This window comes from Flavobacterium helocola, assembly GCF_038289885.1.
GTDB lineage: Bacteria > Bacteroidota > Bacteroidia > Flavobacteriales > Flavobacteriaceae > Flavobacterium > Flavobacterium cheniae.
On sequence record NZ_JBBYHT010000001.1, the window covers coordinates 840,590 to 853,406 of the forward strand.

The window sequence follows — 12,817 nt, forward strand, 5'->3', positions numbered from 1 at the left end:
AGAATTAATCTAAATATTAACTAAAAAAAAGCTCTTAACTGGACGTTTCCTGTATGAATCGTTTTACTAGTTTCGCTGTTTCTACCTTGATAATTGATATTAATGTCTAGATATTGCGTCAAGTTTTTCTGTAAAAGCAATCTCCACGTTTGATTTTTGCCAGGCTGTAAACCTTCTAACATTTGAAAGCCTACTGCTGATAAAGCATTTCCATCATACGAATTGTTGTACATTGAAAATTCACCATTCATGCTAAATCCTTTTTCACTGTTGAAGGTAAATGATGTTCCTAATCGAGTTTGTTTTAACGTTTCAAAAGCTCCAATTTGATTTTCCTTTTGTTGAAATTCGTAAAAAATATCCCAACTCGCATTTTTGGAAAACAAGTACCCGATTTTTGGTTCAATTTGATAACCGTCAATCTCGAAATTTCGATTTGGATAGTTCTCGGAAGTGGATTCGGTTGAAGTGGTACTTCCCGAAAGATTAAACAACCAACTTTTCTTTACCAAATGCTGATATTGCAATTGATGCGATTGGTTTTTAGCAGCAACACTTCCCACAGAAAGTAAATTCTGATTTTCATTTAACAAGAATGAATAAGTGGTTGAATGATGTTGTTTCCCACGATTAAAAAACAAACTGTTTCTAAAATTTGTATTCAAACCAATCAACTCTTCTTCCTCTTTTGAAAACGGATTCAAATCGAAATTAGCACCATTCCTTTTTATTTTTCGATCAATTAAAAACGAAGTTTGATTGTAAAAATGCGAAGCGAATTTCTTAAATCCTTTTTCATTTTGCCATTGGTTAAAATTGAAATTCAACGCTTGCGAAAATTTATTTTGATGCGTTCTTACAAAAACCTGATTCGGTAAAAACACTCGAACATAAATCGCTAAATCAGAATACGGAGCAATTTCAAACTCTTGTAATTCCTGAATTCCGTTGCCATTATAATCGTTCCACATGTAAACGCCTTGTCCAGGTTCTACTTGTAAATAGGTAAATTCTTGTTGTGCTATCGTTCCCGAACTGGTTTCATAAGCGGTTGTAGTTTGAATCAATTGTCCAAAAAATCTATCCGAATACAAAATTCGTGAATTCAATGATGGTTCATCTTTTAAATTGGCATCTTCATATTTCAAAGTACGATAATTTAAAAACACGCTCAAATTGCTTTTTTCGGTTTTAATTAATTGCGATTTTAAGTAATACGAATTCGAATGATTTACACGCTCAATTCGGTTGTTTTGCAAACTATCATTCTGACGTTGTAAAAATCCTAGTTCCACGAAAACCTTTGTAGAATCGCCTCTTCCTACAAATGCACCATATTCTAAAAAACGTTGGCTTAAAGCCGAAAATGCATTGGTTGTCTTCAGTTTTTCCGAATTGTCTTCTAAATTCACCGTGGCACCAACCCAATTTTTACCCAATTTATACGACGTACGATTTTCACTTCGAGAAAAAGACGAATTCGAAAGTTCAGAATCGCTTTTCATTACGCTCGAGTTACTCCAAATCATCCAATTTTTGGCAGCATATCTTCCTGAAAAAGTGTGTTTATTTCCCGAAAAAGAATCGCCAAAAGTTAAATTTTCAAACTGATAAATCGCTTTTCCTTTGTTATTGAAATTAAAATCTAATCCCGAAGTCAAAAAACTTTGATTGCCTAATAATATTGAAGTGATGTTCCAATCACGATTAAATTCGATGTTGTACAAACGTTCAATCGTTTTGAAATTTTCTTGTACTAATTGATAATTTGCAAACGCATCAATTTTGGTTTTTCCATCAAAAACACGTTGTTTTCCGTTGAATTTCCCAGCAAAACCTTTGTTATTATTGTCATCTAAAGTCGAATACAAATTTTGATCGCTGTTGCTTACTGCTACTTCAAAATCTAAAAGCGTTTTCTCGTTCGGATTGTAATTTCCTAAAATCGTTGCCATTTGAATTTTTGTAGGCGCAATCAAACGAACAATTGGTTCATAATTTCCTTGCGGAATTCCTGCAATTGGCGCTACATATTCATAAATTTTTCCAACGGCTTGATTGTTGACCAAAACATAGTTTCCTTGAAAATTCCCAACCAATGAAAATCTCACATTGTACAATTCGTCTGTTGGATTATTCGAATATTCAAAAACTTCTACAGCACCAATAATTACTTTTTTGTACAAAATTTTATTTTCGGAATAGGAATCTAAATAAGCTGAAGGTCCATTCATTTGCGAAATATCATCACCAGCGTTTTGCAAAATATCAATTTGTTCCGAAGATAAATTTTGTTGTAACGGCTGATTTTTCACATCACTTTCCGAATACACATAACCACCAATTTGCCAATTTTCTCGCTCGTGCGAAATACCGCCGTAAGTTATAAATCGCGTGTAATTTCTATCCGTATATTGGTATTCAACATTGATTCGCATTTCGGAAGTAATCGGAAATAAAGAGGTAAAAATGATTTCTCCAGCGTTGTAATCGATGATATAATCGTTGTTTTCGCCACGAGTTTTCAAAATTCCGTTTACATAAACCCGTTCAGAACCTGAAATTACTAAAACGTACAATTCGTTGTTGTTGCCACGCAATTTATATGGACCTTGATTACCTTCTTGACCAACGAATGAACTTCGGGCATATTGTCCACGGACCAAAGCTCCAGAAGCAACGACTTCGGTTTTTTTATCTGGTGTTCCAAAGGTAAATCGAGTGGCTAAACCTTGTACTTTTTTATTAAAATTTAGGAAAGCGGATTTTCGATTTTCTAAAAATAAATCTCCAGCTCGAATGTTCCATTTATCCGAAAATAATTCGATGAAAATTTGGTCAAATTCATCTAATTTTTGAGAGTAACCGCCTTCTTGCAACGGAATATTACTGTCTTGAATGGAAGCACGCAAACTCACTTTATCCGAAATTTTTCCTGTGATTTGTAAATCTAAATTCGAGTTCACTACCGTGTTTTGATTGTTTCCAACCGTAACGCCACGTGTAATACTTCCCGAAGTATTCAATCCGTCGAAAGGTTTGAATTTGGTGTTTTTGTCTTTTTTGAAAACGACTAATTTTCCGGCTTCGTTGGAAACCACTTTGTCGTCATCATAAATAGAATACGTTTTGGTTAAAAACTCTGGAAATTTTGAATAGCGAACCACTAACGAATCGGAAGTTGTGATTTCTTTGGTAAAAACCAACGTTCCTTTTTGGAAATTTACCTTGTAAAAACTGGTATCGATGACTTTTCCATTTTTGTCTTTAATTTCAAAAAAGGAATTGTTTAAACTGAATTTTTCTATCGAAATGGTGTCTTTTGAAAAAGCAATTTTTTTAGTTGGATACGATTGTAACGTCTCTTGAGCAAAACTGCCCAAAAAACACAACAGAAATCCAGCTAAAAAAACAATTTTTTGCATAAATACTATAACTCCGAATCTTCAAAAGTAGTATTTATTGTTTGAAAAAAGGAATGATTTTATTTGAACCGCAGATTCGCAGATTTTTTAAATAGTAATCTGTGAATCTGTGGTAATTTATTTTAAGACTACTCCTTTGTAATCACCTGCATTGTTTCTCTTGAAATCTGGCGTAACAAAATCGTTTTGTTTGTTTCTACCACTTTTGAAGCATTTTCGTCAAAATGTCTGATAGTGTAAAGCGATACATTTTCATTATACGAAACTTTGAATTTTTTTGCCAACACTTTTCGTAACTCTTCAAAGTTGTTGTATTTGTCTTCAATACAAACTGAGAAACTAATTGCCGTGTTTTGAATTAAATTCACTTTTACTTTGAATTTCGCAAACAAAGCAAAGATTTCACTGATATGATTCTCCATGATGAAATCGAAATCAATTGATGATAACGATAACAACAATTGGTTTTTCTTTACAATGAAACAAGGCGTGTGTGGTTCTAAATCAGCTCCTTTTGAAACGCTAGTTCCTGCTAATGTTGGATTGATAAACGATTTTACAAACAACGGAATTTCCTTTTTCTGTAAAGGTTGTAACGTTTTTGGGTGAATAACCGAAGCTCCGTAAAACGCTAACTCAATAGCTTCTCTGTAGGAAATTTGGTTCAATAAAACCGCATTTTCAAAATATCTAGGATCGGCATTTAAAACCCCAGGAACGTCTTTCCAAATGGTAACGCTTTCCGCACCTAAACAATAAGCAAAAATCGCAGCCGTATAATCCGAACCTTCGCGACCTAAAGTAGTTGTAAAATTATTCTCATCTGAACCTAAAAATCCTTGTGTGATGTTTAGGGTTTTCTTTTTAACACCTTTTGAAATCAACTTTTGAGTGGTTTCCCAATCGACTTGCGCATCCCGGTAATTGTTGTCGGTTTTGATTAATGGGCGCACATCAATCCAATTGTTTTTTAATCCGCTATAATTGAAATAATGACTTACAATCGTAGTAGAAACTAATTCTCCAATGCTCACCACTTGGTCGTAAACAAAACTATAATTTGGCGATTTGTTACTGCGAATAAAATATTCTAAATCATCAAAATGCGCATTTACATCAAAAAACACATCGTGCTCTTCGTCTTCAAATAAGTCTAATAAAATTTGGTTGTGGTACTTTCGAACTTCTTGAAGTGATGCATGTAATTCCTTCGATTTATCAAAGTAATTTTTGATTACCACTTCTAATGCATTCGTGGTTTTTCCCATGGCGGAAATTACCAATAAAACATCTTCGTGTCCTACCGTGTTTAAAACATGTAATACGTTTTTTACGCCTTCGGCATCTTTAACCGATGCACCTCCAAATTTAAAAATTTTCATTTTGAAGAATTATATAGTTGTGTTTAAAAATTGTTCAATTCCCTTGTCGTCCATATGCACCACACGCCAATCACCTAAAACTTTAGCGCCTGATTTTTCATAGAAATCAATAGCTGGTGTGTTCCAGTCTAAAACATTCCATTCGATTCTGCGGACATTTTCGGCTTTTCCTTGTTTGATGATTTCTTTGTAAAGTGCAAATCCGGCACCTGTTCCACGTTTACTTTCTTTTACAATTAAATCTTCTAAATGGATGGTTTTACCTTTCCAAGTCGAAAAACGATAATAAAACAAAGCCATTCCGATAATTTCGCCATCAACTTCAGCAACAAAACATTGAAAAAGTGGATTTTCTGAAAAACCATCGCGTACTAAATCATCAACGGTAACGACAACAGCATCAGGTTCTTTTTCAAAAGTAGCTAATTCCTGAATCAATTCTAAAACAGATGGCATGTCGTTTTTGGTGGCTTTTCGGATAATCATTTTTCGTAATTTTTTACAAAAGTAAAATTAACTTAAACATCTTTTCAAATTAATTCTCTGATTTCACAAATTTACCGATATTTGTGCCTTAAACACAACTACATCGTTTTCGAAATGGAAGAAAGAAATAGAACGTTAGGCGAATTCATTATTGAACATCAAAATTCGTTTCAGTACTCAACAGGAGAATTATCTCGTATTATTAACTCCATTCGTTTGGCAGCTAAAGTAGTAAACTACAAGGTAAACAAAGCCGGATTAGTGGATATTGTTGGCGCAGCTGGAGAACAAAACATTCAAGGAGAAGACCAACAAAAATTAGACGTTTACGCGAATGAAGTTTTTATTCAAACGTTAATCAATCGTGAAATTGTTTGCGGAATTGGTTCGGAAGAAAATGACGATTTCATTACGGTTGCAGGTTCTGATAATTCACACAATAACAAATATGTCGTTTTGATGGATCCTTTAGATGGTTCTTCAAATATTGATGTGAATGTTTCAGTAGGAACGATTTTTTCAGTTTTCAGAAGAATTACTCCAGTTGGAACTCCAGTAACTATTGAAGATTTCTTGCAACCAGGTGTAAATCAAGTAGCAGCAGGTTATGTAATTTATGGAACTTCAACCATGTTGGTTTATACAACTGGACACGGAGTTAACGGATTTACTTTAAATCCAGCTATTGGAACATTCTACTTGTCGCATCCAAACATGAAATATTCGGAAGACGGAAAAATTTACTCGATTAACGAAGGGAATTATGTTCATTTTCCACAAGGAGTGAAAGATTACATTAAATATTGCCAGTTAGAAGAAGGTGATAGACCTTATACGTCAAGATACATCGGAAGTTTAGTTTCTGATTTCCATAGAAACATGATTAAAGGCGGAATTTACTTATATCCAACTACTTCAAAAACACCAAATGGTAAATTACGTTTGTTGTACGAATGTAATCCAATGGCTTTTATTGCTGAACAAGCAGGAGGAAAAGCTTCGGATGGTTTTGGAAGAATTATGGAAATTCAACCGACAGAATTACACCAACGTGTTCCATTCTTCTGCGGTAGTAAAAACATGGTAGAAAAAGCAGAAGAGTTTATGGCGAAAGCGAAGTAGGTTTTTAAAATAAAATTATAAGATATGACAAAAGTTTTTTCCATTTTATTCTGTTTTTTAGCTTTTTACAGCTATGGACAATCTTCAAAACTTGAGATTGTAACTAAAAACAACGATACTTTAAGAGAGTATAAACTGAGAAGAGAATTTTCTATTGAAAACAAGTTAGTTTTAGATGTAGAAGAGAAGTTGACAGTAAGAGACAGTAAGGGTGATTTAAAGGAGTTTCTTCCTAAAGATGTGAAGTTTTTTACTTTTTACAGAGATGGGAAATTAGTTCGTTTTGATAATATTGAAGATAAAGTTTTTGGGCTTTTAATGTATTCAAATAAGTTAAAGCTGTATAAGACAATAATTCCAAGTTACACCCCAGTAAATGTGTATATAATTGCTAGACCAAATAACACTAGAATTTCTTATATGGAAGCAACTGGTTTTTCGAGATTAATTTCAAATAATGTTGTACTACGAGAAATATCTGATTGTCAAATTACATCAAATAAAATAAAAAATGATGAACTGAAGATTAAAGGTGAAAAAGGAGTGATACAATTAATTATAGATTATGAACTAAATTGTTATTAGAATACAAAAAGCACAAACTCGTTAAGAATTTGTGCTTTTGTATTTTAAAACCGTTTGAATTACCCTTTAATCCACTTCAACGTAGTTTTACTTTCAGGAAGATGAACAAAATAAATACCGTTAGCCAGTTGCGCAATATTTAACCTATTTTCGTTTTGGTTAATTTCTTGTTTCATGATGGTTTGTCCAGCAACGTTATAGATAACGACAGTTTGATTTTCAGAAAAATTATTTTTTATAGTAATAAAATCTTGTGCCGGATTAGGATAAAGACTCATACTGTTTTCAAAACTTGGAGTAGATAAAGGTTCCCAACCTATTTTCATGGCTTTTAAACTACCAGAACCAAATACGGATGGATTAAAATCTGATCCTACTGCAATATAATCACCTTCTGAGGTTCTTTCAATATCATGAATAATACCATCTGTAAAACTTACATCCCAAGCTATTGTGTTATTAGCAGTAGCTTTTATAAGTCTAAAAGTATAGACTATATTTGACTCAGGACTTTGGCAATTACTAAAAACACCTACAACATAACCACCATCTGGTTCTAAAATAATTTTTGAATAAGTGGTGCCCCCATTTGTGCCATTTGGTGTTAATGTTAAATTATTAACTATATTTCCATTTGTGTCGGTTGTAACCATCCAAACATTTATACAAGAGTTACCGTTGTTTACCTCTCCACTCGTGGAACAACTTAAAAGATAATTTCCATTAGGCAGTTCAATAGCAGTAGAAATATATTCTTGATTAGAAAAAGCATTTACTGCCCCAAAATTTTTTTCCCATAATATATTCCCATTCGTGTCAATTTTAACAAAATAGCAAGATCCTAATAAATTTTCTTCTGTTTCATCACGATTAGCATAACCAGAGCCAACGGCCAAAAAATGACCATCTGAAGTTTGAAGTAAATTTGTAAATGTATTATCTGGATGAACTTCCACAGTCCATTGAATTTCTTTTTGAGCATTTAATTTTGTTAAAGTATGTTGAAGCGAAATTAGTAAGCCGCCATCATTAGTAGAAATGATACAAGAGTAATAGAAAAGATAATCGATTGGCAAACACCAATTTTCTAACAAACTACCATTATCATCAAACTGTTGAATGCTTATTTGCTGACTGTTTTCACAATTATTCGCAAGTGTATAATACAAATTGTCTTGTCCTCTTGTTATGTTTTGATTGGAAGCTCCAAAATAATTCAAACTACTAATAAGATTTTGTTCCCAAATTAATTCTCCTTCCGTATCTAATTTTATTAAAGTAGAAGAATTATTATTACTATTCCCTGACGCTAAAACAAACTCATTATTGTTAACCCTTAACAGAGATGTTCCTCCTCTCAAACCTTCATCTGCGTAAGTTTGCTCCCACAAAATACTCGGTGGTGTACTTTGTGAAAACATAAATATTGAAAATAGAAATAGAAATAGGATTTTCATAATTTACATTGTAAAAAATAAGGTTGAAAATTAGACTTTTCAACCTTATTTTTAGTTATTCATTATTTAGAATAACAATTACATATTCTGTAAGAGTTCCAGAAACAAACTCTTCATAATATCCAATTGTGTTAGTTAAAACCAATTCAGATTCACCTAATGGTCCTGTGCCTAATAAACCTGCTTCTGCGCCATCTTCATATTTTATGCAATGAAAAACTTGTGCATTAGAGGCTGGGCTCTGAAGTGTCATCGCTCCTGCTGAAGATAAAGTGCCGCAATTTGTTGAACTAAAACATCTTCCCCAGGTTGGGCTGTAAGTAGGTGTAGTTGCTAAATCTGCAGTTGAGTAAAAAGGGAATCTATAAAGAGGTGTGTTCGATAAATTATTAGACAATTCAAAGCTTCCTACTTCTGCGGGAATTACAATATAAGGATTATTGTATAATAGCGTAGGATAATAATTAGTAACATGTTTTGTCATGATGTCTGAGACTGTTACGTCATAACTTGAAAAATTATAGATATATAATTTTTTCTGTGCTGTTGCAGTTGTTCCTAGAGCAATTGCAAATAGTATAAAAAGATATTTTTTCATGATAATAAGTTTAAAAGTTAGTTTTTAGCTGCGTTTAAAAAAGCACTGTATTTTTTTAAAGTAAAAGGAATTAATGTATTTACATTGCTCTCATTTTCTTTAATTTCACTTTCAGGCGTGCCTATGGCAACTAAAAGTTTTGTAGCATTTAAACTTATGTCTTTTTCTGATTCTTCTTTTAACTTGGTATCATCAAAATAAGGTTTGTTTTGCATGTACTTTTTTAAAGCACTTTCAAAATTAATCATTTCAGTAGTTTTAGTAATACTACTTGTTCTGGCTTGGGTTTGGCTTGTTTTGGTTGTTTCTGAAATGTTTTCATCTGATGCAGAAGCACAAGAAAATAAAAAAACAGAAGCGCATAAGGCACTTAATACTAATTTTTTCATTGTATAATTTGTTTATAGTTATACTGGCTAAATAAAAAAAAAAAAAATGACCCAAGCAAGTAAAAATGTAATTATTTTCTTAAATTTTAGAAAATTTAACATTTTAATTTTTTTGTAATCACATGAAAAACAGCGTGTTTGCTAGGTTAAACAAAAAAAGCACAAACTCATTCGAATTTGTGCTTTTGTATTTTAAAACAGGTTGAATTATCTGTTCATGTGTTGCATTTCGTAAGTGAAGGTGTCTAAATCCACATTCATATCTACTAATTTTAATGCTTTATCTACAATATAACCTACGTTTCCTGCTGTAAATCCTAATGCTAAAGCGAATTTTTTAAGTAATTCGTGTTCTTTTTCACCTAAAACATGTTCGTCTGCATATACCATTCTTGATAAATCATATAAACGTTCTAAACGATGTGTATGCAATAAAGGCGGATTTACAGGGTATTTTAAAGGATTTTCTAAAATTTCTTCATATTCTGCTTGAGAAATTTCTAATTTGATAGCTAGTTTATCTAAGAAGTGTTTTTCTTCTGGACCAATAATACCATCAGACAAAGCTACTCTTACAATTGCTGAAAAATGACCTTTGTTTCTGTTTCTAAAACCGCTATCGAATAAATCTGAAATTGACATGTTGTTTGTTTTTAATTATTGCAAAATTACATAAAAAATCTATTTTTTTGAAACAATTTCATGTGCTTTTGTGATGGAGAATTTGGAAACATTTAAAAATAAATCGTAAGTTTGAATTTCCCCAAACAAAATGTAGTTATGTCAGAATTTTGGATGTATTTTAATATTGGTCTTAAGCATGTGTTAGATATTAACGCATACGACCACGTTTTATTTTTGATGGCTTTGGTAATTCCGTATGCTTTTAAAGACGGGAAAAATGTCTTTGTTTTGGTGTCGCTTTTCACCATTGGTCACACTTTGGCGTTGCTTTTGTCGGTTTATGGAGTGGTTCAAATTCAAGCCAGTTTGGTTGAGTTTTTAATTCCAATAACCATTCTTATAACCGCTATTTTTCACCTATTTACCGCTGGAAAATCCTCTAAAAATGAAAGTATCACCTTCGTTGCAATCGTAACTTTATTCTTCGGAATCATTCACGGACTTGGTTTCTCTAATTACTTTAAAACAATTTTACCAGGAAATGCTTCTGATAAATTGCTGCCCTTGTTAGAATTCGCATTAGGAATTGAAGCCGCGCAAATAATTGTAGTACTTATAGTTTTAATCATTTCGTATGTGGTGCAAACTTTTTTCCGTTTTTCAAAAAGAGATTGGGCTTTAGTTATGTCAGCATTTATAATTGGCGTAGTTTTGCCAATGATTATTGAAAGCGAAATTTGGAACCGATAATGAAGAAAGAAAAAAAAGAAAAATACGATAAAGCTTATTTGCGAATTGCCAAAGAATGGGGTAATTTGTCCTATTGCCAACGAAAAAAAGTAGGTGCAATTATTGTTAAAAATAAAATGATTATTTCAGATGGTTACAATGGAACACCATCGGGATTTGAAAATTGTTGTGAAGACGAAGACAATTTAACCAAATGGTACGTGCTTCACGCCGAAGCTAATGCGATTTTAAAAGTAGCGCGTTCTACGCAATCGTGTGAAGATGCTACGTTATATATTACCCTTTCGCCTTGTAAAGATTGTAGTAAATTAATTCATCAATCGGGCATTAAAAGAGTGGTGTATCATCAAGAATATAAAGATACTTCCGGAGTTGATTTTTTAAGAAAAGCAGGAGTTGAGGTTGAATTAATTGAAGATTTGGACTAAAATGAAAATGAATAAAGTATATTTTCCAATAGTAATCGCAGTAGCTGTTGCGGCAGGTTTGTTATTGGGAAGTAAACTCAATCCTTCTACCGAAAATGCTTTCTTAAGCAAGAATGCTAACAAAAACAAACTCAATAAACTCATCGATTTCATCGAGAAAGAATATGTTGACAGTTTAAATACTGATTCTATCGTAGATTTAACCGTTAACGGAATTCTTGAGAAACTCGATCCGCATTCAGTTTACATTCCAAAAAGTGAATTAGCTGCAGTGGAGCAAAGCATGCGAGGAGATTTCGTTGGAATTGGCGTAAATTTCTACATGTATAACGATTCGGTAGCCATCATAAAACCTATTCCAAATGGTCCTTCTGAAAAAGCAGGTCTAAAAGCAGGTGATAGAATTCTCTTTGCGAATAAATTGCAGTTGTACAACAAAAAATTAGAAACTGATACGTTATTTTCCATCTTAAAAGGCGAACAAGGTTCTAATGTAAAATTGACGGTTTATCGAAAATCCGAAAAGAAAAAATTTGCCGTAAACGTTACCCGCGATGTTATTCCAATTAAGAGTGTAGATGTAGCTCAAATGGTTGACAAAACTACGGGTTACATTAAAATAAATCGCTTTGCTGAAAAAACGTATGATGAATTTTTATCGGGTTTAACCCAATTGAAAAAAGAAGGTGCTAATCATATTATTATCGATTTAAGAGATAATGGTGGAGGTTATTTAGAATCGGCAGTAAAAATTGCAGATGAATTCTTAAAAAACAAAGAACTAATCGTTAAAACCAAAAACAAAAAAGATAAAATCGAAAGTACTTTAGCGACTGAAAAAGGGATTTTCGAAACAGGGAAAGTCAGTGTTTTAATCAATGAAAATAGTGCTTCGGCCAGTGAAATTTTAGCAGGAGCTATTCAGGATAACGATAGAGGTTTGGTTTTTGGAAGACGTTCTTTCGGAAAAGGATTAGTGCAACGCGAAATGCCATTAGGCGATGGATCGGCTGTGCGATTAACTGTTGCAAGATATTTCACGCCATCGGGTCGTTCTATTCAAAAACCGTATGAAGATAAAGGCGAAAACTACTTTAACGAATTTGAAAAACGCTTCGAAAGTGGCGAATTATACGAAAAAGACAAAACTAAAATCGCGGATAGCTTAAAATTCAAAACCAAGAAAGGTCGCTTGGTTTATGGTGGTGGCGGTATTATGCCAGATATTTTTGTACCGTTAGAAGATTCGCACGGAGCCGAAGGTTTAACGATGTTGATGCAATCGGGATTAGTGAATTATTTTGTCTTTGAACAATTGGATCAAAACAGAAAGAAGTTTGAAAAAATTACCACTGAAGGTTTAGAAAAAGAAATTCGTTCAGGAAATTATTTCAACAACTTCAAAACTTACATGGCAAAAGGTGGATTGCTTTTTAATTTAGACAATCAAAAAGAAAAAGTGTTATTTTATCTTCACGCTGAGTTTGTTCGTCAACTTTTTAATGAAAAAGCGTATTATCAATTGATTTTGAAAAAAGAAGATATGGTGAATAAGGTGTTGAGTAAGTAAA

12 protein-coding genes are annotated in these 12,817 nt (G+C 32.8%); 5 read left to right on the forward strand and 7 right to left on the reverse strand.

The window, feature by feature from the left end; translation table 11 throughout:
• Nucleotides 1-20: 20 nt before the first annotated feature.
• The 3 genes from AAEO58_RS03855 to AAEO58_RS03865 all read right to left on the reverse strand — a co-directional run bounded on the left by AAEO58_RS03855 (nt 21) and on the right by AAEO58_RS03865 (nt 5,293).
• Complete coding sequence (locus tag AAEO58_RS03855; protein ID WP_341682065.1) at nt 21-3,425, reverse strand: hypothetical protein; 3,405 nt, start codon at nt 3,423-3,425, stop codon at nt 21-23.
• Nucleotides 3,426-3,553: 128 nt separating this feature from the next.
• Nucleotides 3,554-4,807: an aspartate kinase gene (locus tag AAEO58_RS03860; RefSeq protein WP_341682066.1), complete on the reverse strand. Its 1,254-nt coding sequence runs from the start codon at nt 4,805-4,807 to the stop codon at nt 3,554-3,556.
• Between the two features lie 9 nt (nt 4,808-4,816).
• Nucleotides 4,817-5,293, reverse strand: a complete 477-nt coding sequence (locus AAEO58_RS03865; RefSeq protein WP_341682067.1) for a GNAT family N-acetyltransferase — start codon at nt 5,291-5,293, stop codon at nt 4,817-4,819.
• 114 nt (nt 5,294-5,407) lie between these two features.
• On the opposite strand from AAEO58_RS03865, the gene fbp reads away from it, so the two are divergent.
• Nucleotides 5,408-6,415 carry a class 1 fructose-bisphosphatase gene (fbp, locus tag AAEO58_RS03870; RefSeq protein WP_341682068.1) on the forward strand — a complete coding sequence of 336 codons (1,008 nt, stop codon included), beginning with the start codon at nt 5,408-5,410 and terminating at the stop codon, nt 6,413-6,415.
• A 24-nt stretch (nt 6,416-6,439) separates the two neighbouring features.
• Nucleotides 6,440-7,000 carry a hypothetical protein gene (locus AAEO58_RS03875; RefSeq protein ID WP_341682069.1) on the forward strand — a complete coding sequence of 187 codons (561 nt, stop codon included), beginning with the start codon at nt 6,440-6,442 and terminating at the stop codon, nt 6,998-7,000.
• Between the two features lie 59 nt (nt 7,001-7,059).
• Here the strand turns inward: AAEO58_RS03875 and AAEO58_RS03880 are convergent, their stop codons facing one another.
• From AAEO58_RS03880 to AAEO58_RS03895, 4 genes are all read right to left on the reverse strand, one after another.
• Nucleotides 7,060-8,457: a T9SS type A sorting domain-containing protein gene (locus AAEO58_RS03880; protein WP_341682070.1), complete on the reverse strand. Its 1,398-nt coding sequence runs from the start codon at nt 8,455-8,457 to the stop codon at nt 7,060-7,062.
• Between the two features lie 55 nt (nt 8,458-8,512).
• Nucleotides 8,513-9,055: a hypothetical protein gene (locus tag AAEO58_RS03885; protein ID WP_341682071.1), complete on the reverse strand. Its 543-nt coding sequence runs from the start codon at nt 9,053-9,055 to the stop codon at nt 8,513-8,515.
• A gap of 17 nt (nt 9,056-9,072) precedes the next feature.
• Complete coding sequence (locus tag AAEO58_RS03890) at nt 9,073-9,444, reverse strand: hypothetical protein (RefSeq protein WP_341682072.1); 372 nt, start codon at nt 9,442-9,444, stop codon at nt 9,073-9,075.
• Nucleotides 9,445-9,651: 207 nt separating this feature from the next.
• Complete coding sequence (locus AAEO58_RS03895) at nt 9,652-10,086, reverse strand: tellurite resistance TerB family protein (protein WP_341682073.1); 435 nt, start codon at nt 10,084-10,086, stop codon at nt 9,652-9,654.
• A gap of 138 nt (nt 10,087-10,224) precedes the next feature.
• Between AAEO58_RS03895 and AAEO58_RS03900 the strand changes: the two genes are divergently transcribed.
• Genes AAEO58_RS03900 through AAEO58_RS03910 form a run of 3 tightly spaced genes read left to right on the forward strand, consistent with a single transcriptional unit; the run spans nt 10,225 to nt 12,816 of the window.
• Entirely contained in the window at nt 10,225-10,818 is a 594-nt protein-coding gene (locus AAEO58_RS03900; RefSeq protein ID WP_341682074.1) for a HupE/UreJ family protein, read from the forward strand.
• Nucleotides 10,818-11,246, forward strand: coding sequence for a deoxycytidylate deaminase (locus AAEO58_RS03905; protein ID WP_264368795.1), 429 nt, complete (start codon nt 10,818-10,820; stop codon nt 11,244-11,246). Before AAEO58_RS03900 ends, AAEO58_RS03905 begins: the two co-directional genes overlap by 1 nt.
• 1 nt (nt 11,247) lies before the next feature.
• Entirely contained in the window at nt 11,248-12,816 is a 1,569-nt protein-coding gene (locus tag AAEO58_RS03910) for a S41 family peptidase (RefSeq protein ID WP_341682075.1), read from the forward strand.
• Nucleotide 12,817 lies beyond the last annotated feature (1 nt).